We start from the raw sequence: 25,242 nt of genomic DNA, 5'->3' as shown, positions 1-25,242 counted from the left end.
CAATACCTCAAAATCCCAATCTCCGGAGAAAAAACCATGATGCGAGTACGCGAAGACATCCGCATGGTGATGGACCGCGACCCGGCAGCAAAGTCCTGGATTGAAGTGCTCCTCTGCTATCCGGGCCTGCATGCCGTCTGGGGACATCAGATCACCCAGTGGCTCTGGAGCAGAAAATACCGTTTTGCCGCTAGATTCCTTTCCCAGCTGATCCGTCTCCTCACCGGAATCGAGATTCACCCGGCAGCGACAATCGGCCGCAGACTCTTTATCGACCACGGCATGGGCGTGGTTATCGGCGAGACCGCCATCCTCGGGGATGACATCACCCTCTACCAGGGCGTAACGCTTGGCGGAACGGGCAAGGAACGGGGCAAGCGGCATCCGACCTTGCGTGACGGGGTCTTTGTCGGCAACAACGCAAACATTCTCGGCAATATCACGATCGGAGAGAACTCCCGTGTCGGGGCTGGATCGGTTGTCTTAACCGATGTCCCGCCTAATTCCACGGTTGTCGGAGTACCTGCGCACATCATTTATCGAGAAGGGAAACGTGTTCTGATCACAGACCCGCGCGATGTCAAGGATCCGCTCTCCGATGCCATGATTGCCATGGCCAAGCGAGTGGCCAACCTCGAAGATTGCGTTCGCCAACTGCATGGTGAATTGCAGGAGGCCCAGAGCCCAGCACAAATGCACGCACTAGCTACCGAGGATGAGGAGCGAGAGGAATACCGCCGCACCATACAAGAACTCGCCGAATACGTCAGCATGGGCGAAGGAATTTAGAGCACTCCAGATCAGTGTGCTCTAGGGAGAAAGCTGTTTCATGAACGAAAGTCAGATAAAAGTAGTCGCGCTAAACGGAAGCGCGAGAAAAGGTGGAAATACCGCAATCCTTCTTGGCTATGTTCTTGCCGAACTGGAAAAGGAAGGGATCAAAACCGAACTGGTGGAAATGAGCGGATCCAAGATTCATGGCTGTCTGGCCTGCCGCAAGTGCTCTGCCCGCAAAGATCACCGTTGTTCTCAATCAGACGATATGGGCAACACCTATATCGCCAAGATGGAAGAGGCGGATGGAATCCTTCTTGGCTCTCCTACCTACGTCGCGGACATCACACCTGAGATGAAAGCCTTGATGGATCGTGCTTGCCTGGTCTCTAAGTCAAATGGAGGAATCTTCCGTCGTAAGGTTGGAGCCGGAGTCGTGGCCGTGCGCAGAGCAGGAGCCATTCATGCCCTGGATTCCTTAAATCACTTCTTCCTTATCAGTGAAATGATTATTCCCGGTTCATCGTATTGGAACATCGGCATTGGACGTGAGATAGGCGATGTTGAAAAAGACGAGGAAGGCATCCAGACGATGAAAACCCTGGGACAGCATATGGCATGGCTGCTGAAGAAGCTTAAGAACTAGCAACTCATTCGGACCGGCACTTCAACGCAAGACACAGGGCCATCGCAATTCCCCACGATGCCCTTCTCTCCTTCAAAGAAACAGCCAAACCATCCCTTTTTCTTGTTCCACTCCAGACAAGCATGTCAGCAGTTACAAACTGAAAATGCCATGGAGGGATCAGGCATAATCCACTCCATGGCATTTCAGTTTGGCAATTGTGATTTAGTTAGAAGGCGAACCGCAGCTGCATGTCTACAACTCTTGCGCCGAGCGCAGCCTGAGCTTGTCCGAAGTTAGCGGAATCGATATTCGTCTCAATCCGCCCTCCATTCAGGTTCAGGTTGTTGAACAAGTTGTAGGCATCCACACGAAATTCAATCTTTGAATTCTCGCCAATTACCCGCATATTCGGCAGCTGGAAGCCCTTTGCAAGGCTTGCATCGACTGCTTTATATCCAGGACCATCGAAGGAATTCCGCGCAATTCCAGGAGCTTGCGGTATCGCACCTGCTGTTGCCGTGGTACCCGATGTAACTGGAGTGTAGGCTGCCTTGGTGAAGTAAGTCGCTCCTCCATCCGGGAAGTTACGATTCTTCGCGCTCTGGTCTGAAGAAGTAGGACCAGACTTGAAGGCATCGTTACTCGTATCACGTCCGCCCCTGCCGCTATAGGCTGCCGGGCGCAAGGTCGAGTATCCGCTTCCGTAGTAGAACAAGCTGCCATTCGTATAGGAGACAGGCGTCCAGGGGAATCCTGAATGCCAGTTAAAGATGCCGGTCAATGTCCAGCCATCGGCAACCGAATGCATCCAGGAGTTATGGAAGAAGTTCGGCTGATACACGCCAAAGAGCTTAAAGGCATTCGCGACGTTGTAATCGGAACGGCCATATGAGTAAGCAAGCTTATATGGGTAAGGATCCTGGTAATAGGGCTGCGATCCATTATCCATACTCTTTGACCAGGTGTACTGCGCTTCTAACTGATACCCATGAGCAAAGTTATGCTTCAACGTGGTCAGCAGAGCATTGTATTTGGCATTGCCCTTGTTTCCGTAGTAATCGACCATTGAGGTCTGCGGGCTAAGAGCATATCCCTGGGCCGCAGCGATTACCTTCATGTCCTGTTGCAGCAGAAGGTGATGGCTTACGCTGCCCTGATAGCCAATTGTCGAAATCCACTGATGTCCCCAATCGTACTGGGTATCCAAGGAATAGTGATACGTCATGATTGTCTTCGGCTTGGGATCAAATCCGGTGACAAAGGATGTCGTATTCGTCGGCAAGCCATTTGCTCCAAAGCTGGTGATAGCTGCCGAATTCGAAGGAAATCCATACAGATTATGGAGGTCGCTAGGCAAGCTGTATTGGATATTCTGGTTGCTTGTCGTGGTAGTGCTGCAGCAGGAGTACACGTAAACCGTATTCCCGGGATTGCCGTGTCCGTTTGCAGTGATTGCCATTTCGTTCTGGTTGTAGTTGATTCCGAAGCCGCCACGCACAGCCATCTTCGGCTGAGGATTCCAGGCGAAGCCAACTTGTGGACCGAAGTTAGCCTTCTGCGATTCATACAAATCGCCACCGCTACGAATTGTCAGACCGGTGATCATGTCAGAGCCTTTGCCCAACACGACAGTCTTCAGATTCCCACCCTTGTCATAAAAGGGTCCGAAGTAGGAGTAACGAAGGCCCAGATTTAGAGTAAGAGTCGGAGTTACCTTCCAGTCGTCCTGAACAAAGCCAGCCCAAAGATTCTGCCGGTTGTCCTGGCGATTCGGAGTTGGAATTCCATTCTTCGGATTGTAGTGACCAGACTGAGCATAGGGAGCATCGTTGAGGAAGTCCCAGATGGTCGCGAAGGTATAAGACGGACGTGCATCGTCCGGATTGGTATTCAGGTAATACAACCGGGTGAGGCTTCCGCCAAACTTCAGCGTATGCCGGCCAGCTACCTTGGTCAGGATGTCCTGATAGCCATAGGTCCACTGGTCGTAGATGCTCGGCCCGGGAGCTCCAAAGGAGTTCGGGCTCTCGCTGGGATAGGCTTTTCCCAATGCGCCAAAAGCAGCTTGCGCCAAACCAAATGCTTCTTGAGGATTGGAATCAACTTCGTTCCAACGCCATCCGGCTGCATTGGCACGTGCTTCATTCAACAGGGTTGGTGAAAAGACGTGGTTCCACAGACCGGTAAAGGCGCTATTGGTCTGTTCGTGATGCCACAAATTGGCCTCACGCGAAGTGCCCTGATATACGGTTCTATTGAGCGGAACCCAATACATCATGAAGCTGGCGCGATCCTTGCTGGTGACCTGCCCATCCAAACGTCCATAGTATTGAGCCCCGGTTTGATTATCGGGATTCTTGGTGTTGTAGTAGGCAAGATCCGGAGTTCCATCGAGTCCGTTTCCAATGCCTGGAGTTGCCGGACCGCCACCCCAAGTAGGATCGTGTGTGCCTAAAGCTGTACTCAGAGGAGAGCCTACATCGACGCCCTTCCCTGCAACTGTTCTACACAGCGGACCTTCACTCAAACCGAGTTGAGAGCAGGTACCGCCGATGATCGACTGAGCGCTTACGCCTTCGCCCTTGAAGCCAAGATACTTGGCTGCATTGCTTCCGGAGCGGGCGCTATTGAGGTAGGAGCTCGTCTCATACCAGCCCTGGCCATAGGTAGTCGTTCCCTGGCGCAGAGTTTCATAGGCAAAGAAGGCGAAGAGCTTGTCCTTCCACAACGGACCACCAACGCTTCCGCCAAACTGATTGAAGCGTGCGGTGTCACGGTTCAAGCCTCTCTCGAGGGCAGTTTTTCCAGCCGTTGCCGGACCAACCGAACTAGGACCATTCCAACGCTGATAAGCATTCAGTCCTGGCCGTTCCGCCTTAAAGAAGAAGCTGCCGTGATAGGCATTGGTACCGCTCTTTGAGGTGATCAAAATCTGAGCACCGGAAAAACGGCCATACTCAGCATCATAGGCATTCGAAACAACCTTCATATTCGCAACCGAATCTTCGGTGGGAGTTACGACTGTTGTTCCGCCCCAGGTAGTGCTGGCCGCGCTGATACCGTCGATCTGAATGCCATTGGTATTTGTCTGGCCGCCATTGGCAACCACTTGTGGACCATTTTCGGTTTTGAAGATACCGTCGCTCTTCGCAGCAGATCCTTGATTGGTGCCGGGAAGATTAAACGACCCTCCGCCCGCTGATTGCGAACCGTCTCCGAATACACCGGGAGCGAGTTGTGCCAGTTGGGTTACATCGCGCCCGAAAGAGGGCATGTGTTCAATCTGATTGCTGGTGACAGTGCTGGCAATCGTCGCAGTCTGCGTATCGATTGCACCTTCCTGATCCGCCGTAACTGTTACGGATTCGGCCACCTCTCCTACTTCCAGCCGCAGGTTGACAGCATTCGACTGCTCCGGAATCAAACGCAGATGCTGGAGAGTCTTGGTTTTGAATCCCGTCTGTACGGCTTTCAGCGTAAAGTGATCCGCAGGAAGGGCATTGAAGTTGTAAATGCCGTTGTTATCTGTCTTCGCAGTAAGTACTTGATTGGTGTCGGTGTCTGTCAGCGTAAGCGTCACACCTGGAAGTACTGCACCGGAAGAATCAGTTACAACACCCTGGATCGAAGCCCGGAATTGCGCTTCTGCAAAGCTAGGAACGAGGCCAACCATTACTGCCAGCAGTAACAGTCTGCAGCAGATTGAGCGGAATGATACTCGATGTTCCTGTCGCAATGCATAATTGAGTTTTGCGTCCTGCATCATAAATCCTTCCAAATTCCCTTACGGGATAATACTAGTTAAATCCTTTGAAATCTTTTGCGCAACCGATTGCGCTTGAGCGGGCAAGCTAACACTAAGGAGCTAACTTGTCAACTCCACCGGCAATTAGCGCTTAACATGGACAACTTCGGATAGCGGGAAATTTCTATCTAATCGTTTGCCTTCCTTACTGCCGCAGCCATTTCCACAGCTCAACAGTAGAACTGTGCGTTTCTCTGCTACAGATTTACAACGCTCGTCCACACGCGGATTTCCACCGTTTTGTGTAGAAACAAGACAGATAAAACCACGGATGATGGCCCCGGTTTCCACCGAGAATTCGTCGTCTTTCGCATCCTCGGCACTAGCGAAATGTCCGCGAATGGACAATTCCTCTTCTGGCGAAGTCCTGAACTTGACATGGCAATTCCAACGGTGTATTCGTTTGTTTTTGATGTTGCGCAATCGTTTGCGCATAGGATTAACTAACTAGATTCGGCTCGATATCATTTCGCACTGCGCCGATTAGCACACGAACTCCTGCAAGAAGAGAAGTCGTGTGCTTTTTTCGACAGATGCCGATGAAAGAGATAGAGCCGAGTTTCTTTGATTAACTTTGTTCTTTTGCTTTTGGGGTTGCTTTGGTTCGACAGAAATTGACAAGAAGAGATTTCCTGGCTTCTGCGGGTACTGGGGGCGCACTCGCGCTAGGCGGAGCAATTGCTCATCCGGTCTTTGGATTAGAGCAAAATGCGCAACAGGCCCCACACACCGATAGCCAGACAGCACAGAACTATCCACACCCGCCGGGCGTATTCATCAACCGGCCCTTGACCCAGGTATCGACAGAAGCCGACACGCTGCTCGATGACATGGAAGGCAGAGCTTGCGATTTCTTCTACAACGAAGCACACAAGAAGACGGGATTAGTAAGAGATCGCGGTTCCGCCACGGGGATCTCGCAGAGCCGTGTAGCGAGCATTGCAGCCACAGGCTTCGGACTCAGTGCCATGTGCATCGCTGCCAAACGGAATTATCTGCGGCCTATCGATTGCGAGGAGCGTGTCGAAAAAACTCTGTCGTTCCTCCTGGCAGACTGTCCGCATGAGCACGGATTCCTGTATCACTTTATCGACATGGAGAGCGGAAACCGCATCTTCAATTCAGAGCTTTCGTCGATTGATACTGCGCTTCTGCTCTGCGGCATACTTCTCTGCAGGCAATACTTTGATGGGAACAGCCGCATCTCCTCATTAGCCACGACACTGTATCGGCGCATTGATTGGCAGTGGATGCTAAACGGAGGAGACACCCTTTCGATGGGTTGGTTCCCCGATCAGGGATTCATCAAGCATCGCTGGGATATTTATGCCGAGCTGATGACCATGTACCTCATGGCTATCGGCTCGCCCACGCATCCGCTTCCGGAAAAGACCTGGGAGATTCTGCAACGCCCGGTGGTCAACTTTGGCGGCATTGAATACATCAGTGGGGTCGCTCCGCTCTTTATTCATCAATATGCTCATGCCTGGTGCGACTACCGTGATCGCCGGGACCGACATACAAACTACTTCTCCAACTCGATTGCAGCTACCCGTGCACACCAGTTGTACTGCCTGACCTTGGGTCAGAAATTCAACTGGATGGATCAGGATATGTGGGGCATCAGCGCCAGCGATTCCAAAGATGGCTATCGCGTGTGGGGAGGACCTCCAGAGATGGGACCTCTCGATGGAACAATTGTTCCTTGCGCCGTCGCAGGCTCGCTTCCTTTCCTTCCGGCGGAATGCTCTCACGTGCTGCTTAGCATTCGCAAGAAGATGGGCAGCCGGGCATGGACTCGCTACGGTTTTGTCGATGCCTTTAATCCCAAGACGAAGTGGTTTGCCGAAGACATCCTTGGAATCGATCAGGGAATCAGCCTGCTGATGGCAGAGAATCTGCGCAGTGGCTTTGTGTGGGAATACTTCATGAAGAACCGCGAAATCGTACGCGCAATGGATTTGGTTGGCTTCCACCCCGATCCCGATGCACGCTCTCAGATTTTGTAGCTCAACAGTTACAAACTGTCGGAATAACAGAAACCATCGCTCATGATGTCCCCCCCGTAAGGAGAATCTTGAGTTTCTGCATTTGCAAGCAGCAAACGATGAAGAAAAAGGAATCAGCGTAGGAAGGTGTCGGTTAGAAACCGCCACCCCCTTCGCAGATTGTTCCTCTTTGCCATGTCCCAATGACAAATTCGGCAGTAGCCCAGAATGGAGCGGAGCGCAATCCTGGGTTAGTTTGCATAACAGAATGCCCGTCCCTTAGAGCATTTTTCGAATTAGTGTAGACCATTTATACAGAGACGGAACCAAGCCTGAGCATTATCAGGGGAAATAAGCTTGAGAGCGTCGGCTATAGCTTGCTCAAGGGATTCTCTGGTTCTAGCTTTGGCAGCCCGAAGCAGTTGTTTGAGCTTAGCCCAAGCCTTTTCGATCGGATTCAGATCGGGCGAGTAAGGCGGCAGGTATAGCAATTCTGCTCCAGCGGCCTCGATCAGCCTCCGTACGCCGTTGACCTTATGGGAACTCAAGTTGTCCATTACCACCACATCGCCAGCTGTCAGTGCCGGACAGAGTATGTGTTCGACATAGGCTAGGAATATCTCCGCATCGGTAGCGGCTTCGATGGTCATCGTTGCTACCATGCCACGAAAACTCATTGCTCCCAGGATGGTCATGATTTTCCATTGTCCTCCAGGAGTAGATTCGTGTATACGAGTGCCTCCGAGGCAACGGGCATAACGCCTCGTCATCGAAGTTGTCACACCACTCTCGTCAAGGAAGATCAGCCGTTCCAGACTTGTCGCCTGGATCTTGGCGACAAATTCTTGGCGTCGCTGGCGGTTCGCTTCGGTATCGCGTTCACTGGCATAGAGCGACTTTTTTTCAGCCGTAAACCCAGTTTCCGAAGTAGAAACCAAATCCGCCCCAAGCTCAGTTCCACGCTTGCTTCATTGTGCAACTTTGCTTGCACTTCAGCCAACGTTAAATCCGGCTCCGCTTCCACCCACGCTATTACCTGCTTTTGCTCTCTGGCTCCGACGTGTGGTTTTCTCCCGGGACGATGAACAACTCGCTCGGCTTGACCACTATGCTTCCGCTGGCTGGAAACCTTCTTCGCCCAACCTACACTTACTCCAAATAGCTCTGCCAATTCCTCCAGCGTCCCATTCCCATCATCATAGGCTGCTAGGAACTTACGTCGCAGATCATCTTCGTAGGCTTTCGCCATTGCTTTGCTTGTCGCTGAGTTTCGCCATGCTCAGTCTACACTAATTCGAAAAATGCTCTAGGGTCGGGACCAAGGCAACCCCTATCATTCTTCGCTGAAAGTAACTCAGAATTCCGCAACGCTTCACACAAAGCCCCCATTTGTCTACTGCTGACAAATGGGGGCTTTGTGAATAGTCACACTTACTGCTTCTTTTACTGCCTACTGAAGGATAAAGTTCGCCGATTCGGTAGCAGTGGAGCTGCCACCGACCCATACGGTGTAATGGGTAGCTTCCACCACCTGCTTCCCTTCATTCGAATAGAAGGAAAGTTCCGGGAAGCCCAAGTCGAAGGTAACTTCCTTCGACTCTCCAGGCTGCAGCGTCACGCGCTCGAATCCTTTGAGAGCACGAACCGGCTGTTCAAGGCTGGCTCCGAGATTCCGGACATAGCACTGAACAACCTCGGTAGCAGCACGATCCCCGGTATTCTTCACTACCGCGGTTACGGTCACAACCTTGTTTGCCTTCGGATTCTGGGCCTCTGCCAACGGAACAGTCTGACGCGAAGTCTTCACCCCGGAATAGGCAAATTTCGTATACGACAAGCCATGGCCAAAGGGGAATAGCGCATCATTCGGCATATCGATATAGCGCGAGATGAAGCGGCTATCCGGTCCAGGAGGCACATTCAGATTGGCATTATACGGCGGACGGCCTGTCGGGAACTGGTTGTAGTAAAGAGGCTCCTGCCCCACAGAGCGAGGGAAACTCATCGGCAACTTGCCGCTGGGAACAACATCGCCGTAGAGCACGCGAGCAAGAGCGTTTCCTGCTTCCGTGCCCGGGAACCAGACTTCCATGATGGAAGCAACATGCTGTGCGGCCCAGGTAAGAACCAGTGGCCTTCCGGAGAAGACGAGCAAGACAACCGGCTTCCCTGTGGCAACAACCCGTTCCAGCAGTTGTTGCTGATTTCCCGGCAGATCGAGATTTGCACGCGATCCAGCTTCTCCGCTCATGGAGCTGGACTCACCCAGAGCCATGACAACAACGTCTGCATCCTTTGCAGCCTTTTCTGCCTCCGTGAATCCCGCGTCGAAATCGGTCAGAATCTCGGTACCTTTTGCATACAGGAGTGTCGATCCATTCTCCTGAGCGCGTCTGGTCAGCGCATCTTTAAGCGTAACGACATCGGGAACGCGATTCGCGCCACCCCACGCCCCCTGCATCTCTGCCGAATTGTCGGCCAAGGGGCCAATCAGGGCGATTTTTTGCTTCTTGGCAAGGGGGAGCAGTGGAGCACTGTTCTTATCGTCACCGTTTTTCAGCAGGACAAAGGACTCCTCTGCCGCTTCGCGGACCACGGGACGATGCTCGGCCACTGCCGAAGTCACCTCCTGGCCCTCAGCATAGGGATGCTCGAAGAGGCCCAGGGCGAACTTCACCCGCAAAACCCGGCGTACAGCCTCATCGACGACACTCATCGGAACCTTGCCGCTGCGAATCAAGCCTGGCAGCTCGGCGTCGTAGTAATGCGACATCATGTCTACTTCTACGCCGGACTCGAGAGCCTTCTGGGCAGCCACTGCAGCCGTCAGAGCAATGCCATGATGGGTAAGCTCCATCACCGCCGTGTAGTCGCTGACAACAAAGCCGTTAAAGCCCCACTGCTTCCGCAGGATCGTGTTCATCAGATAGGGATTCGCCGTAGCCGGAACGCCATTCAGCGAATTGAAGGCGCTCATCATAGTGGCAGCACCTGCTTCTACCGCAGCCTTGTACGGGGCCAGATAGATATCCCGCAGACGGCTCTCCGACATGTCCGTGGTGTAGTATTCGCGGCCCGCCTCCGCAGCGCCATAGGCCGCAAAGTGCTTCACCGATGCGGCAACATGTGTGGGATTCGAAAGATCGTCTCCCTGATACCCACGAATATAGGCCCGGGCTATCGCCGATCCCAGGTAGGGATCTTCCCCGGCACCTTCCGTCGAACGGCCCCAGCGGGCATCTCTGGAGATATCCACCATAGGGGAATAGAACCAGCGAATGCCCGCCGTTGAGGCCTCCTGGGCAGAAAGTTGGGAGACCCTCTCCACCATGGCAGGATCAAAGCTTGCAGCCAGACCTAGAGGAACGGGATAGATGGTGCGGAAACCATGAATCACATCCGCGCCAAAGAGGATGGGAATATGTAAACGGCTCTTCTCTACTGCCGCTTTTTGAAAGGCGGTTGTCTTCGCGGCACCGACAACATTCAGCATCGTCCCCATCTTTCCCGAGATGGCCAGCTGCATGGGATCGAGCTTGTAATTTCTCTCGGGATTCAGGGCTATCGCGTTATCGTCGCCCGCCGCAGCAGTCGGTGCGGTATATCCCTGGTCGTTGTACTGAACCAGCTGCCCTAGCTTTTCATCCAGGGTCATGCGCCGGACAAGATCTTCTACACGCTTCTCAATCGCAGGAGAGGCGAGCTGCTTATTTGCCGGAGGAACACTTATTGGATTCTTAGGGTGTGTCTGCGCAAGGCTGCTGCTGGACAGAAACAGAACAATTGCTGTTACCCCAAGAGCAGGAAGCTTGCAGCAAGCTTTAGCTCCGATAGAAGAGAGACGAGTCAAAGTACTTCTCCTTAAATCAATCGTCCGGAAATAAGACAGAGAGACAAACGGCTCGAGATGGCCGAATAATTCACTTTGGACGAAATTCTATGCGAAGAAGGTTTCTCCTTCCACGTTTGCGGCTTCGCCCTTCCGCCATTTCCAGCTAGTTAATCTGCGCCAGAGGCATGTACCTGCTCCTGACCAGCCGAACATCCAAAATACGAGTATTCACTAGAATACGTTTGCACAAACGATTGCGCTATCGTTAAGATAGCTATCATTCGGTTATGGAGACTGTCAAGCATGTGCTCTAAGCATGCTCTGAGGCCGTCGTAAGCCGGTAGGATTCTGAGTGTTACGCCATACACTAAATGCCGCCCAAAACTTATGGCGGCACGTGTCGCGCTCTGTTCAGGCTCCCGGATTTGGTTCAAAAATCCTATTTCTGTCGGAGATAAACGGTTTATCCGATAATTTTTGAGCTATAAATATCCACATATCCAAAGGTGGTTGTGACGATTCACCAAAATGAAAAATAAGAACTCCCCTAAAAAATCGGCCAGCCCCCTCACCGCAAGCGATACAGCCCCTCATCGGAACGTGAATCTCAAGGAGCTGGCTGCTCATCTTGGACTTTCGTTGACGACGGTGTCCAGGGTCATGAATCAATCGGCGGCAGAGTACCGGATCGCCCCGGAAACGGCAGAGCGAGTACTGAAGGCAGCTGCGTTATTGAACTATGAACCGAACGCCTTTGCTCGGGGACTCCGAAAGAGAAAGAGCTTTACGGTCGGCGTCATGGTGCCTGAGATCAGCGAAGGATACGCGGCCACCGTACTAGGCGGCATTGAAGATGTCCTGTTAAAAGAGAGTTTCTTCTACTTCGTAGTAAGCCATCATCACCGTGACGATCTTCTTGAGGGCTATCCCCGTCTTCTATTGTCGCGAGCCGTGGAAGGAATCATCGCCGTCGACACACTGATTGAGAGCAAACTTCCCGTGCCGGTTGTAGCCGTTTCAGGCAGCAGCAAGAAGAATGGAGTCCTGACGGTCGAAGTGGATCATATGAGCGCAGCCCGCGTCGCGCTGTCTCACCTTGTCGAATTAGGCCACCAGCGCATTGCCTTCATTAAAGGACAAGATTTCAGCTCAGATACCGCACTTCGCTGGAACGCGATCCGCAAGACATGCTCTTCCCTTGGCATCACAATCCATCCGGAGTTGGTAGTTCAGCTGGAAGGAACAGAACCAGGAAGCCGTCCCGGCTGCGTAGCGACACAGAAGCTGTTAGAAGCGGGTTCACGCTTCTCTGCCCTCTTTGCTTTTAACGACTCCTCGGCACTAGGAGCAATCACCGCACTACACGAAGCTGGAATGCAAGTTCCCAAAGATGTTTCCATCGTAGGCTTCGACGACATACCAAGTGCCGCCGCCGCTCATCCAGGACTCACCACCGTCCGTCAGCCCCTACACGAAATGGGCCAGATTGCCGCCACCAGCCTGCTGAGATTTATTCGTGAAGGCATCAATAACCCACCGCAATCATCCGTACTCGTATCGCCTAGTCTGGTTGTACGCCGGTCAACGGGTAAGTTCATCGGCAAAGCACAAAGATAGTTCCAACTAAGAATGGATATCTATGTAGTTGCTACATATCTACGGGGTGGAGTATCTCAGCTTCGTAGCGAAGATATTTCTCTTACCTTTAATGTTCGCAATGCCCCAATTACCACACCTATTCGGACAGTCTAGATCGGCCTCAACTTTTCCCAAATTTTGAGATTTACAAACCACAGTCTCTTTAGCTGCTTCTGATGTACTGCCTGTTGAACGAGTGGATGATCTGTCCCATTTTCGTCCACAATCTTCGCGGCTCCAGCCCCCAGAGGGAGAGGTGCTTGACACTAGGCAGTGTGATTAATAATTGTTTGACCGTGCAAGAGAAAATTAGTAGCATTCCTGTTACTTAATCCAAAGTCTTGGAATGAATATTTCTGCCCCTCTCGACTATTGGGTACCGGTTTTGTAAAAGTTACTGTTGCGATTTCTTTTTGATTTGACTGTGCTGGTTGATCTCGAAACGAAGAAAATCGGGAGTTAAAACTCTCCGAAGGTCAAGCTCCGTACGGCACTGCACTTGCCTCCGCCGATTCCCACGGCAGAAGCTTACTTAAGTTCAACAATTAAACACATTCCTACCCGCTGTAGACGAAGACGATAGATGCAAGACGCCTTGGTCAAAACATGTGCTCGAAGAATTTGTACGCAGGAATGGCGCGATCCGCTTATCACGCGTCTCTGTGCGCTCCCGTCGAGATTTGGATTGCTGCATTCTCCATCGAACTCATGCGCTGAACCGGCCGCACCTGGGTGTCTTTCCCTTTCCCCAGAACGAAACCACTCTCCTGTTGTTTACCGATACGCACGAACTTCGGTTCTTTTCTGTCTAGAGGTTCCTTTGATGAAGAATTCTCCTTTCTGCCATTTGTTCTCTCGATTTGTTCCTGCCGCTGATTCTTTTCTGGCAAAACGTATTCGATCTGCAGTCATGATTTGCACCCTCCTCCTGTTGATCCTGGGGGTAGCATGCATGCCTGCTGGTGCGGAAATCAAAGCGCATTTCAACACCAGTACACTTACTGCGCTATCGACGGGCAACTACATCTCTGCGCTAGCCGTGGATGCGAACGGCAACGTCTTTGTTGCCGATGCTTCCGCGGGAACAGTGAAGGAGATTATCGCGGCAGGAGGCTATGCCACAGTAAGAACGCTTAGCAGTAGCTTCCGCTATCCCTCAGACCTGGCGGTCGACGCAAACGGCAACGTCTTTGTTGCCGACTGTGATTCGGCCTGCAGCGTCGGTGTCATCAAGGAGATTCTTGCGGTCGGTGGTGCTATTCCCGATTCACCCACGGTAATTACGCTGCCGGCCAGCGGTTTCAATGTCGGTTTTCACGTGGCGGTAGATGGGAGTGGGAACCTTTTCGTGGCCGATGTAACCAATAAAGTGGTAAAGGAGATTCCGGCTGCGGGCGGCTATACCACAGTGAATACCCTGGGGGGCAGCTACCCCTTCGGTCAGCCTCGGGATCTGGCGCTAGATCAAAGCGGGAATATCTTCATCGCCGATTATCCCAATAACGCCGTCGAAGAAATCATGGCAGCCGGCGGTTACACCACAGTGCGGACAATAGGCGACGGCAGCTACATCCGGCCCGGGAACGTGGAGGTGGATAGGAGCGGGAATGTCTTTGCCGTCCACGGGGATGACCGTTCGATCAGGGAGATACCAGCCGAGGGCGACTACAGCACGATGAATTCGGTGACTGGCGGCTTGGGTTCCCTGAATGCCCTGACAATAGACACGAACGGCAATCTTTTTGTTGCCAGCAATAGTGCAGTGAGCAAGGTAGTCCTGGGAGGCGTGAACTTAGGGACAGTTGCCGTCGGGAGTACAAGCGCACCTGTAACCGTTACGGTTGCCACAGATACTGGCTTCACGTTCTCGAGCTCTTCTTTCAGTGTGCTTACGCAGGGTGTCTCTAACCTCGATTTCAATGTGGCCTCAACCTCCTGTTCGGGATTTTTCCCTCCTGGCAGCACCTGCACGGTGGATGTGACCTTTACCCCCTCAGCCTCCGGATTGCGCTCCGGCGCTATAGTACTGAAGGACAGTGGCGGTGCCGTTGTCGCCTCTGCCAACATTTACGGTGTCGGTTCAGGGCCACAGATCGCCTTCAGCAGCAATACTGTTCAGACCACGCTGGGCAGTGGTTACAGTAGTCCTGCTGGTGTAGCGATAGACGGTAGCGGAAACCTCTTCGTCACCGATAGCGACCATCAGGTGGTGAAGCAGATTCTTGCCGCCGGCGGCTACACTACGATCAATACGCTGGGCAGCGGCTTCAACCATCCTGCCGGGATAGCCATAGACGGGGCAGGAAATATCTTTGTCTCCGACCCGCCGAACGGTGTGGTGAAGGAGCTTGTTGCTGCAAGCGGCTATACCACGATGAATACGGTGGGTAGTGGCTTCATTTATCCAGTCGGTTTGGCAGTTGATGGCAGCGGCAACCTCTTTGTTGCTGATTCCCAGGCTCATGCCGTGTACGAGTTACTCGCGGCCTACCGTTACTCCGAAGTGAAGAAGTTGAACAGCAGCGGCTTCAGCTTTAGCTCCCCTTACAGCTTAGCCGTGGATGCGAATGGGAATCTTCTCGTTGGTGATACCGGTAACCATGCGGTGTTCCAGCTACTTGCGGCGAACGGGTACTCGCAGGCGACAATACTGAATAACGGTCTCAATTCTCCTTATGGCCTGGCCGTGGATGCGAGCGGCAATATCTTCGTTGCCGACACGAATAACCACGCAGTGGAGGAATTACTTGCTGCGGAGGGCTATGCCACAGTTCACACGGTCAACAGCAGTTTCAACACGATCGTTGACCTGGCCGTAGACAGCAGCGGGAATCTCTTTGCCGTCGATATACTCGACAATGTTGTAAAGAAACTGGACTTCAGCACTGCCCCCAGCCTTAGTTTTGCAAATATCGTTGTGGGGTCAACCAGCCAGGACAGTCCGCAGACCGTGACCATCCGCAACATAGGCAATCAACCCTTGATCTTTTCCGATCCCGGTGCGGGGAGTAATCCGACCTATCCGACTGCTTTTCCGGTGAACAGCGTTGACGGTAATCTCTGCAATTCTGCACAACAGATTGTGGCAGGCGCAGGCTGTGATATCTCAATCCTGTTTTCTCCGACGGCTGCCGGCGTGGCCAGCGGAAATGTTGTCCTTACGGATAACGCTCTAAATATCCTCGGTGCGACGCAGTCCATCGCGGTGAGCGGAACCGGTTTCCCCTTGGCCACGCAACTGGCCTTCGGTATCCCACCGGCTACGAATATTCCGGTGGGCGGTAATGCGGGCTCCAGCATCATCGTTATGGAGGAGTACTCTGACGGCACGTTAGCCCCCGCGGCCGATACGATCAGGCTGACGGTGACTGGGCCTGACAGTTATTCGCAGACTTATACCGCGACTGCGAATCATGGGATTGCGACCTTTGATCTGGGGCATGTTACGTTGACCCAGGCAGGAAATTACACCTACACAGCCAGTTTTAGCGGGTTAGCAAATGTAACTGCATCTGAGACGGTGATCACAACCTCTTACACCGCTCCGGCAACCAGCGTCGGGGTCCAATCCTCAGCGCAGACGGTGACGTTTCTGTTGTCTTCGAACTTCACGCTCGGAAGTATTGGAGTATTGACCCAGGGTGCAGCGAACCTGGACTTCCAGGCTGCTTCGGGTGGTACCTGCACGGTGGGTACGAGCTATACGGCAGGACAATCCTGCACGGTGAACTATATCTTCAAACCCACATTTCCAGGTTTGCGCTATGGAGCTGTAGTTCTTTATGACAACGCTTCTCCTGGCAATGCGGTGGCGACCGCATATCTGCAGAGCTCAGGCACAGGGCCGCAGGTTTCCTTTAGCAGCAATACAACTGATCTTGTTATCAAGTTCAGCAGCATTCAACTTCCCCAGGGCATAGTCGTGGATGGCAGTGGCAATCTTTTTGTCTCCTCCCTAGGAGGGGGGATATACGAGATCCCCGCAGCGGGTGGTTATACCCAGGTGAACCACTTGGCTGGTGGCGCCAGCATCCCTGCCCTATATGGCATGGCGATGGATGGAGCTGGAAACCTCTTCGTCGGCGATCCCGGCGGTAACGCGGTGTACGAGATTCTGGCAGCGGGTGGCTATACCCAAGCCATTCAGTTGGGCAGCGGCTTTAACGGGGTCGTTAGCCTGGCGGTGGATGGAGCCGGGAATCTCTTCGTTGGCAATATCAATGTGGGCTCCGGTTCAATCGTAGAGTTATTGGCGGCTGATGGATATGCTCAACAGAAAACCTTGGTGGCTCCGAACACCTCCATTCTCCCCATTGGCTTGGCGGTAGACGGAGCTGGGAACCTCTTCGTTGCCAATTACGCCTACCAAGTCATAGAGCTATCGGCATCGAGCAACTATACCCAGGTAAAGGTGTTGGGCAGCGGTTTCGGCCATGTCAACAACATAGCGGTGGACGGCGGTGACAATGTCTTTGTCACAGAGGGTAACAGCCTCAGCAGTGACACTGCCGTCAAGGAGATCTTTGCCGCCGGCGGCTACACCCAGGTAAAGACGTTGGGCAACACGTACTTCAATCCCTATGGCGTCGCTGTAGATAACCACGGAAGAGTCTTCGTTGCCGATACCCAGAACGACTCGATTAGGGTCTCGAACTTCAGCGAGCCTCAGCCCCTGCTCTTCGAGCGGACACAGACGGGTTCAAGCAGCAGTCCGCAAACAGTAACGATCAGAAATAGCGGTAATGCAGCCCTGACCTTCCCCGCCCCCGGAAGTGGAAGTAATCCCAGCCTCTCAACCGGTTTTTCTCTTGGCGCGGCAAGCACCTGCCCGCAACTCTCCGCTGGAGGCAATTCGGCAACACTAGCTCCGGGCGAAAGCTGTCAACTACTGGTCAGCTTTTCTCCTTCAACAGGCGGGTCGGCGAGCGGTTTACTGGTGCTAACGGACGATAATCTGAACACAACCACACCGGCCTATGCGCAGCAGACGATTTCGTTGAGTGGTACCGGCGTACAGATAACCCTCTCGCCGACGAGCCTACCGGCGGGTACTGTGGCGACAAATTACAGTCAAACTATTACTGCAGCCGGAGGAACAGCACCTTATACCTACATAGCCACCGGATCCCTGCCTCCTGGTCTGTCCTTGAGTACGGCTGGAGTCCTTTCCGGAAGTCCGACGGCTGCCGGCACCTTCAATTTCACGATTACGACAACAGAAAGCACCAGTTCCTCGACGGCTTTTACCGCGAGTCAGTCTTATTCTCTTGTAATTGCCAAGGCGGCAGCTACGGTTACGCTGGGCAATCTGAACCAGACTTATACCGGTTCTCCATTGTCTGCGACAGCGACGACGAATCCTGCCGGGTTGACGGTTGCAATTACTTATAACGGCGCTACAACGGCTCCGACCGCCACGGGGACTCATACCGTAACAGCTACTGTTAATGATGCAAATTACACTGGCATGGCTACCGGCACGCTAACGATCACGAAGGCAGCAACAACTGTTACGTTGGGAAATCTGAGCCAGACTTATACTGGCTCTCCATTGTCTGCGACGGTGACCACTAACCCTGCAGGACTGCCCGTTACAATTACCTATAATGGCAGTACAACAGCTCCGACCACAGTAGGGACTTACTCCGTAATAGCCACTATTAATGATCCAAATTACACCGGTACGGCTACCGGCGCGCTAGCCATTACTAAAGCAACAGCGACCGTTACGCTAGGCAATCTAAGTCAGACTTATACTGGCTCTCCATTGTCTGCGGCGGCAACGACAAATCCTGCGGGGTTGGCGGTCGCAATTACTTATAACGGCGCTACAACGACTCCGACCACAGCAGGAACCTACTCCGTAACAGCCACTATTAATGACCCCAATTACACCGGTACGGCTACCGGGGTGCTGGCCATCGCTAAAGCGACAGCAGCTGTCACGCTGGGCAATCTGAGCCAGACTTATACTGGCTCTCCTTTGTCTGCAACGGCGACCACTAATCCTGCAGGACTGCCCGTTGTAATTACTTATAACGGCAGCACAACAGTTCCGACCGTAGTAGGAACTTACTCCGTAATAGCCACTATTAACGATCCCAATTACACCGGTACGGCTGCCGACACACTGACCATCAACGGTGCATCACTACCGACACCCGTTCTCAAAACTCTATCGCCGGCTTATATTGCCGCAAACAATCCCACTTTCACTCTTACTGTCGGTGGATCCGGTTTCAACTCAAGCTCGACGGTCTACTGGGGAACTTCAGCACTTACCACGAAGTATGTGAGTGCAACCCAACTCACAGCGCAGATTCCTGCAAGTAGTGTTACAACCTCAGGCAACTTCGCCATCACTGTACAGACTCCAACTGCAGCCAACACTTCCAATAGCATGCAGTTTCAAGTCGATTCCGCCGGATCGGGGTCGTCAGTCACACCAACCTTCACCACAGCTGCTATCTCGGTTGCTGGAGGTTCTTCTGCCAGCTATCCGGTGACATTACCTTCTACGGCAAGCAATGTTTCGGCAACCTGCCTGAATCTGCCAGCCGGAGCAAGTTGCAGTTTCTCGTCCACTACCAATGTCGTAACCATAACAACATCCTCGACCACACCTCCAGGAAGCTATCAGATCACAGTGGTCTTCCATGAGACATTGCCTGGAGCGGCCGCTGCAGGTGGTTTATTGCCAATTCTTTTGCTGCCGCTGATCTTCTGTGGCAAGAGGCTGGCACGGCAGCGAATCTGGCAGGTTATCTGTTTGGGACTTGTAATTCTGGTCGCGGTGATTTCGAATACCGGCTGTTGCAGCCGTTCCAGTTCAAAGACGTCACCCGCTACACATCAGATAACAAGCTCTGGTGTAATTAACCTCACCATTCAATAAGTGAGCCCATCAGGCAGTCGCCCAAGGTCTATTCGGAGACTGCCTGAATATCTTCTAGAAAAACGTTCTGAGCGTAGGGAACATTTGCTGTTCGCCAAACTAACGATGCGGTCTGCTTGCCCCCTCGGAACGAGCCCATTCTATTGGTTGCATTTGGGGGTGTGATGAACCCAATGGATGAAGAGGCAAGATCCAGCAGTTAAATGACCGTCCGGGGCCTCAAGGAAGGCTTGATGGCGGAGAGAGGGGGATTCGAACCCACGTCACCCTCCGAGCACCCTGGCTGCCTAGCAAAAACTTCAAGAACTACTTGTCTTTAAATCGTTTACATGGGTCACGACACTGCCGCAACTGGAACTATCGTTCCGCAATTGAGAGCATTCAACAACCCGCAAAACGGCAAATCAGTAACCGCAGCAACCACTCTCGAAGGCGATTGTTCACCCAAAGAGCAGCCAAACATCCATTCAGGCTTCACCCCATCCGCCAGCCCTACACGAAATGGGATAGATTGCCGCCACCAGCCTGCCGAGGTTTATTCGCGAAGGCATCAATAACCCACCGCAATCATCCGTACTCGTATCGCCTAGCCTGGTTGTACGCCGGTCAACGGGTAAGTTCATCGGCAAAGCACAAAAGTAGCTCCGCACAAAAGCTACTCATGCAGTTACGTTATCAACTATTCCAGCGCCAGAACAGCTTCGAAGATTGAATAACATTTATCGGTCAGAGAGAGGGCTCGGTTGGGAATTTCATGGCTCTCTAGCACGGAGATAGCACCAGCAGGCACGCGACAAAAGCGGTGTTTCAGAGTGCAAGTACTTCTTCTTTTCAAAACAACGTTACCAACCATTTAGGAAACTCCAAGATCATCCACAAAGCGGGCATTTGGAACAACTTCCTCCTTGTTGATCTGCAGTTGGTCGCAGATGATGTCAACCAGACGGAACCAGACATCCTCATCTGTTTGTTCTATGGTGTCCTTAGTCGGCTGGAAATGGTCTTGGTTCAAACTAAGAACAACTTGGGACAGTTCGCCTGCCGTATCTGCGGGCAACTCAGTAGCAAGTCTCGGGATGGAGAGTCGTGTCCAAACCGCTATGCCTACCCTCGAAAATACAATCCAAAGAGCAAAAGCCAGCGGAAATACTGCAAATACAGGCCACCCCAGCGAACATCCTATCATGCAGGTCAGAATGGCAAGCCCGCTCCCGAAAAAGAATACTCGCTTGTAAATATCCTGCTTTAGCTCGCCAGGGATACGTAATCCAGGTATTGCGAGTCCGAGTTCCTGGCGAACCTGCTCCCATTGTTTTCTGCGAGTCTCATATGGAAACAACGAAGATAGTGGAGTCAAAGGTCTGATAGAGCGTCGTGGAACTCCGGAAGCTATGACCAGAGCACGGCGCGTCACATAGAAGGCCTTGCTGGTTAGGCAACCGGGGGTGCGGTCAAGTTTGGCAAGGACAATTCGGTATAGAGCGCCAACGGTTACAGCAGCAGCCGCTTCATCATTGGAAATCGTAATCGAAAATTCGTCTTCAGTACGTAGGACGAGTTCAACAGCATCGAGTCCCATGTATCATCTCTCCGATATAGGGTAATTTTCTAGTGCAAGCGCACTAGAAAAGCGGTCTCATAGAATGGTTGCTCATCTGTTTGCTAGAAAGATGTTGTGCAACTAACTACAAAACCTTAACTTCTCGGAGTATTCTCCACTCAAATCTTAGGTGATTTAAACGGTCCATTAGCCAGAAATAGTTTTGTAGAAAGATGAAATCTCTCATCGACGCCAGAAAAATACACCCACAAGTACACCCACCAAGAGCGGGCTTGCCACAGACGGCATTGAACGTAAATGGACGAAATACCCTTTATGGTTGTCGGGGAGTTCTGGGGTTTATTAAAGACCTCTGGAGGGAGAGGTATTCGAATCTCCACATAAGATGTTCTTATTGCTTAAGATACAATTGCGTTCCACAAAATGCATCAGAGATGCCGTCTCTAGATCGTCTCTTAAGGAATGTAAATTCCGAGGTCTATCTGCGAGACCTCGGCGCTTTGCGGGAATTCAATCTGCTCAATTCGGGGTGTGTTCGGAATCCTTGGTCCCGGCTGACAAAAGTGCCGCAGAGCGGATGTCCGCTTGGATGCTCCTGCCGAAATCCGTAAGAGTCCAGTAGTGCTCCTTGTCAGACACGGCATGCTTCTTTTGGGAGGGCTGGACCAGCTCAAGCGCCATGAGGTCGGCTAGCCATTCATTGAGGGTGTTAATAGGAAGGGGATTTTTTACCCGGAGTTCAGGTTGTTTCTCGCTTTTCCTAAGATGGAACCATAGCATCTGTCCAAGCGCTACGTTCAAACGTGTAGCATCATACTCAACTGTTAAGAAGGGCGCAGCGAAATCGAATATCGTAAAGAGATTAGTTTTGCCAAGATCTGTAAAATTGGAGCCCCCCTTGAAAAATATGGACACGTGCTTCTGAGCTTTGCGCAGAATTGATACAGCGTTCTTGATCTGCACCTTCGCGTCAGTTTTGATCTGTGTTTCAGTCTCGTGGAGTTGGGCACGGAGTGCAGCGTTCTCCTTGCTTAGCCGAGTGAGCTCAGTCATCACTCCCGCGGCTAAATCTCCCGTCGCGCGGACCCATCCGGGTCGCGGGTGAGTCATGAATACCTTGCCCAAAGAGATCGCCACCTTCGCATGCAAGTCATCGCCATTCTTCCAGAATTGTACGATCTTCTGCTTCACTTTAGCCTTGAAGCTCTTTAGAGCATCTTGATCTGCGGACGCTGTGTCCATCTTGGCCGCCGACCAGTCGGCTTTTTCGTCGATGATGAAACCAAGCACAGGGATCTTCATTGAAACCGCGTAGTCGTATTCCTTTTCGGTGTAACTCAATGCGCCATCCTTCGAGCCATACCTGTGCGCGAGGACAATCAAGTAGTAATCACAATCGTCGATCTGACGTTTAATCAATTCCCACTGCTCTTCGTCCCCGGCACTGAACAGCTCCATCCCAACCGGGATATGGCCCATCTCCAGAACAGCCTTAATGACTACGTCGCGCTCATCTTTCAAATCCTCGAATGTCGAGCTAACGAAGATCTGGTACTTCGCTCGTTCCATATTCCCCTCGATTGAAAAGGCTGTTTGTAGCAATATCAAATGCAAGAGTGTGCTGATCGTCGAGCTCAAAACGATTCGCAGATTTTACCTTTGCTTCGTCTCCCTTGTTGCCGGTCCATTGGGCGGCGCCATCGGCCATTTTGTAGGCATGATTCCTAAACTTTGCTCGTCTGATCTCGGTATCAGTGAGTGCCATCTGTCGCGCCTTGATTTTGGAGAATACTCCAATCATATCCATCACATACCCCAGGAAGTACCCCCTGAAAAACATGGCTTCCCAGGAACAGCGTTAGACGGAAATGGACAAAATACCCTTTATTCATCGGGTGTTTCGTGGTTTTCTTGAATATCTTTGGAGGTGCTTGGAAGGCTAGATGGCGGAGGGAGAGGGATTCGAACCCCCGTTACCCGTTAAGGTAAAGCGGTTTTCAAGACCGCCTGTTTCAACCACTCACACATCCCTCCGCGGGGTGGGAAGTGCTTTCCTTCGTATTGTACGATGAGGCCTTCCGGACTGCCACCCAGGGCAGACCATCTGTTCCGGAGATGATCTCCCTTATATACTCCCTCCCCGGAATGGGAATCCCTGCCTCGAATTCTTCCCGGAACAAATGCCAACCCTACCTCAAACTCATCCCAGACTCTGAAAGCTGCCGTTTTGGGTGCACAAAGCTGAAATTTTGTCGCATTTTGAGGAAATATCAGTACTTTTTCCATCACATGCAATCCAATCATGTGGAAGCAGACGCAGCCATTTACGCCCCGGCATCTGTAAAGTAAAGACAAGACAAGAATGGTTACCCAAACGATCCAACGAAAGCCATCCTCCTTCGAGCGCACCCTGGCGACCGCCAAGCGCACGATGATGATGCGCGAGATTTTCAGGCTGGCAATCGACAATTTTCGTACCAGCAAGGTCCGCTTTGCCCTCACGGCCCTGGGCATGGTTATCGGGTCGGCCTCGCTGATCCTGGTCGTCACCATCGGACTGACCGGCAAACAATACGTCCTGAGCCTGATCCAGGGAATCGGCAGCAATATGATCGAGCTCGAATACTCGGGCGGCGGTGCTGCCGGAGCGGCTACCGAGTTTCGCAACGACTTCCTCACGATTGACGACGAGCGGGCGGTCCTGGAGCAGATTCCCGCAATTCAGTACGCCTCCCCAATGTTGGAGATGCATGACCGTATCAGTTTTGGCGGAGGTGTCGTAAAGGACATCCTGGTCCTTGGCGTTTCGCCGGAATACAAGAATGTCCGTAACCTGATCGTGCTCTCCGGGCGCTTCTTTGACGACGAAGACGAACAGACCCACACCAAATGTGCCGTCGTTACCGAACCCTTCGCCAGGCAGATGTTTGGCAGCTCGGAAGCGGCCATCAATCAGAATTTCGAAATTAGCGGCATTCCCTTCACCGTCATCGGAACCTTCAAGGAACGGGTCGATACCTTCGGGCAGTCGGAAATCGCCGACCAGACCATTCTGATTCCCTACTCGGTTGCCCGGTACTTCACGGGAACCGATACCGTGAAACAGATCTTCTTCTCTGTCCGCGACCAGAACGATGTAAACGAAACGGCCAAAGAGGTAGCCCGGGTCGTACACTCCCGGCACAAGCCAAATTCTGTTTACCGTGCCAATACCCTGACGGAGCTGATCACGACTGCGTCCAGAGCGGCAACGGCCCTAACGGCCGTGCTCCTGCTGATTTCGACCGTAACCCTGGCGGTGAGCGGTGTCGGCATCATGAACATCATGCTGGCCACGGTACGCTCCCGCATCCGTGAGATCGGAATCCGTAAGGCACTGGGCGCTACCTATCGGGAGATTAAGTTGCAATTCTTGGTAGAAGCGATCCTCATCTCCCTGAGCGGCGGCTTGGTAGGAACCATCATCGGACTTGCGGTTCCGCTATCGATACACTTCTTCACCGATTACAGGATTCCAATTTCTCCGTGGTCGGTAGTGATCGCATTGGTTACGGCAACCGGCGTCGGTGTCATCTTTGGGACTTTGCCTGCCAACCGAGCGGCACAGATGGATCCGGTGGAATCGCTCAAATACGAATAAGGGCGAAATCGGGACCCAAAAAAACAAATGGCAGCGCATTCCGCGCTGCCATTTCCATTTCGATCTCAGAGTTAGCGGCTTACATTACCAGGGCCACACGTTCAATCTCAGACTGCATGCACTCGTACGTGCAACCGGCACTCTCGATCCGAGTCACGGCATCACGTGCACGGGACTGACTTACGCCATAGCCATGGTCTATCAGGAAGGCGGATAAAACTTCGGCCGCCTGCCAACAATCCAGCCCTGCCTGCTGAAGATCCTCGCGCAAGTCGCTCAGTTCGGAAAAACTGAATTTCTCGATATGGTTAAAGTTCGCCATATTCCGCGTTGCACTCCGCTGGACTTCACCGCCTGCAGTTTGCTCCGGCCGACCATTGTCTCCACGTTCGAGTTCTCTGCCCATTCAAATCCCCTGTGCCAAAACCCCCAATACTGCAGGCTTGGACTTTGTTAGACACTCTAGCCAGGTGTTTCGTTG

General features: G+C 52.5%; 14 protein-coding genes and 1 tRNA gene. 6 read left to right on the top strand and 9 right to left on the bottom strand.

Going from position 1 to position 25,242, the window contains the following annotated elements:
- The first annotated feature begins 36 nt into the window (after positions 1–36).
- Together cysE and AC6I7T_RS17730 are read left to right on the top strand one after the other, a co-directional pair.
- The gene (gene cysE, locus AC6I7T_RS17735) at positions 37–789 is read left to right on the top strand and encodes a serine O-acetyltransferase (protein WP_497788742.1); all 753 of its coding nucleotides are present in this window, start codon (positions 37–39) and stop codon (positions 787–789) included.
- A 40-nt stretch (positions 790–829) separates the two neighbouring features.
- Positions 830–1,420, top strand: coding sequence for a flavodoxin family protein (locus AC6I7T_RS17730; RefSeq protein ID WP_497788741.1), 591 nt, complete (start codon positions 830–832; stop codon positions 1,418–1,420).
- 208 nt (positions 1,421–1,628) lie between these two features.
- Here the strand turns inward: AC6I7T_RS17730 and AC6I7T_RS17725 are convergent, their stop codons facing one another.
- Positions 1,629–5,168, bottom strand: a complete 3,540-nt coding sequence (locus AC6I7T_RS17725; RefSeq protein ID WP_497788739.1) for a TonB-dependent receptor — start codon at positions 5,166–5,168, stop codon at positions 1,629–1,631.
- Positions 5,169–5,291: 123 nt separating this feature from the next.
- Positions 5,292–5,642 carry a hypothetical protein gene (locus AC6I7T_RS17720; protein ID WP_497788737.1) on the bottom strand — a complete coding sequence of 117 codons (351 nt, stop codon included), beginning with the start codon at positions 5,640–5,642 and terminating at the stop codon, positions 5,292–5,294.
- A gap of 164 nt (positions 5,643–5,806) precedes the next feature.
- Here AC6I7T_RS17720 and AC6I7T_RS17715 point away from each other — a divergent pair, with 164 nt between their 5' ends.
- Positions 5,807–7,216: a glucoamylase family protein gene (locus tag AC6I7T_RS17715; protein WP_497788736.1), complete on the top strand. Its 1,410-nt coding sequence runs from the start codon at positions 5,807–5,809 to the stop codon at positions 7,214–7,216.
- A 275-nt stretch (positions 7,217–7,491) separates the two neighbouring features.
- Here the strand turns inward: AC6I7T_RS17715 and AC6I7T_RS17710 are convergent, their stop codons facing one another.
- The gene (locus tag AC6I7T_RS17710) at positions 7,492–8,133 is read right to left on the bottom strand and encodes an IS630 family transposase (RefSeq protein ID WP_497788089.1); all 642 of its coding nucleotides are present in this window, start codon (positions 8,131–8,133) and stop codon (positions 7,492–7,494) included.
- A 512-nt stretch (positions 8,134–8,645) separates the two neighbouring features.
- Positions 8,646–11,045, bottom strand: coding sequence for a glycoside hydrolase family 3 N-terminal domain-containing protein (locus tag AC6I7T_RS17705; protein WP_497788734.1), 2,400 nt, complete (start codon positions 11,043–11,045; stop codon positions 8,646–8,648).
- 510 nt (positions 11,046–11,555) lie between these two features.
- Between AC6I7T_RS17705 and AC6I7T_RS17700 the strand changes: the two genes are divergently transcribed.
- Together AC6I7T_RS17700 and AC6I7T_RS17695 are read left to right on the top strand one after the other, a co-directional pair.
- Complete coding sequence (locus AC6I7T_RS17700; protein WP_497788733.1) at positions 11,556–12,644, top strand: LacI family DNA-binding transcriptional regulator; 1,089 nt, start codon at positions 11,556–11,558, stop codon at positions 12,642–12,644.
- Positions 12,645–13,617: 973 nt separating this feature from the next.
- Complete coding sequence (locus tag AC6I7T_RS17695) at positions 13,618–19,560, top strand: MBG domain-containing protein (protein WP_497788731.1); 5,943 nt, start codon at positions 13,618–13,620, stop codon at positions 19,558–19,560.
- Between the two features lie 853 nt (positions 19,561–20,413).
- Here the strand turns inward: AC6I7T_RS17695 and AC6I7T_RS17690 are convergent.
- The 4 genes from AC6I7T_RS17690 to AC6I7T_RS17675 form a co-directional block, all read right to left on the bottom strand.
- Positions 20,414–21,139 carry a hypothetical protein gene (locus tag AC6I7T_RS17690; protein WP_497788729.1) on the bottom strand — a complete coding sequence of 242 codons (726 nt, stop codon included), beginning with the start codon at positions 21,137–21,139 and terminating at the stop codon, positions 20,414–20,416.
- A 501-nt stretch (positions 21,140–21,640) separates the two neighbouring features.
- Complete coding sequence (locus tag AC6I7T_RS17685; protein WP_497788728.1) at positions 21,641–22,690, bottom strand: DUF4062 domain-containing protein; 1,050 nt, start codon at positions 22,688–22,690, stop codon at positions 21,641–21,643.
- Entirely contained in the window at positions 22,659–22,928 is a 270-nt protein-coding gene (locus AC6I7T_RS17680) for a hypothetical protein (protein WP_497788726.1), read from the bottom strand. The genes AC6I7T_RS17685 and AC6I7T_RS17680 overlap by 32 nt, the downstream gene beginning before the upstream one ends.
- Positions 22,929–23,065: 137 nt before the next feature.
- Positions 23,066–23,155, bottom strand: a tRNA-Ser gene (locus AC6I7T_RS17675).
- Between the two features lie 328 nt (positions 23,156–23,483).
- Between AC6I7T_RS17675 and AC6I7T_RS17670 the strand changes: the two genes are divergently transcribed.
- On the top strand, positions 23,484–24,761 hold the full coding sequence (locus tag AC6I7T_RS17670; RefSeq protein ID WP_497788724.1) for an ABC transporter permease: 1,278 nt from the start codon (positions 23,484–23,486) through the stop codon (positions 24,759–24,761).
- A 79-nt stretch (positions 24,762–24,840) separates the two neighbouring features.
- Here the strand turns inward: AC6I7T_RS17670 and AC6I7T_RS17665 are convergent, their stop codons facing one another.
- Complete coding sequence (locus AC6I7T_RS17665) at positions 24,841–25,167, bottom strand: hypothetical protein (protein ID WP_497788723.1); 327 nt, start codon at positions 25,165–25,167, stop codon at positions 24,841–24,843.
- Positions 25,168–25,242: the final 75 nt, after the last annotated feature.

The sequence above is a fragment of the Humiphilus diazotrophicus genome, from assembly GCF_059726315.1.
The sequence above is the reverse complement of the archived record's forward strand: the minus strand, read 5'-3'. Positions and strand labels throughout refer to the sequence as shown.

Coding starts and splice junctions, on each gene's coding strand:
- AC6I7T_RS17725 (WP_497788739.1), bottom strand. CDS start 5,168: ATGATGCAGGACGCAAAACTCAATTATGCATTGCGACAGGAACATCGA.
- AC6I7T_RS17695 (WP_497788731.1), top strand. CDS start 13,618: ATGCCTGCTGGTGCGGAAATCAAAGCGCATTTCAACACCAGTACACTT.
- AC6I7T_RS17685 (WP_497788728.1), bottom strand. CDS start 22,690: ATGGAACGAGCGAAGTACCAGATCTTCGTTAGCTCGACATTCGAGGAT.
- AC6I7T_RS17730 (WP_497788741.1), top strand. CDS start 830: ATGAACGAAAGTCAGATAAAAGTAGTCGCGCTAAACGGAAGCGCGAGA.
- AC6I7T_RS17690 (WP_497788729.1), bottom strand. CDS start 21,139: ATGGGACTCGATGCTGTTGAACTCGTCCTACGTACTGAAGACGAATTT.
- AC6I7T_RS17670 (WP_497788724.1), top strand. CDS start 23,484: ATGGTTACCCAAACGATCCAACGAAAGCCATCCTCCTTCGAGCGCACC.
- cysE (WP_497788742.1), top strand. CDS start 37: ATGATGCGAGTACGCGAAGACATCCGCATGGTGATGGACCGCGACCCG.
- AC6I7T_RS17700 (WP_497788733.1), top strand. CDS start 11,556: ATGAAAAATAAGAACTCCCCTAAAAAATCGGCCAGCCCCCTCACCGCA.
- AC6I7T_RS17680 (WP_497788726.1), bottom strand. CDS start 22,928: ATGGATATGATTGGAGTATTCTCCAAAATCAAGGCGCGACAGATGGCA.
- AC6I7T_RS17720 (WP_497788737.1), bottom strand. CDS start 5,642: ATGCGCAAACGATTGCGCAACATCAAAAACAAACGAATACACCGTTGG.
- AC6I7T_RS17665 (WP_497788723.1), bottom strand. CDS start 25,167: ATGGGCAGAGAACTCGAACGTGGAGACAATGGTCGGCCGGAGCAAACT.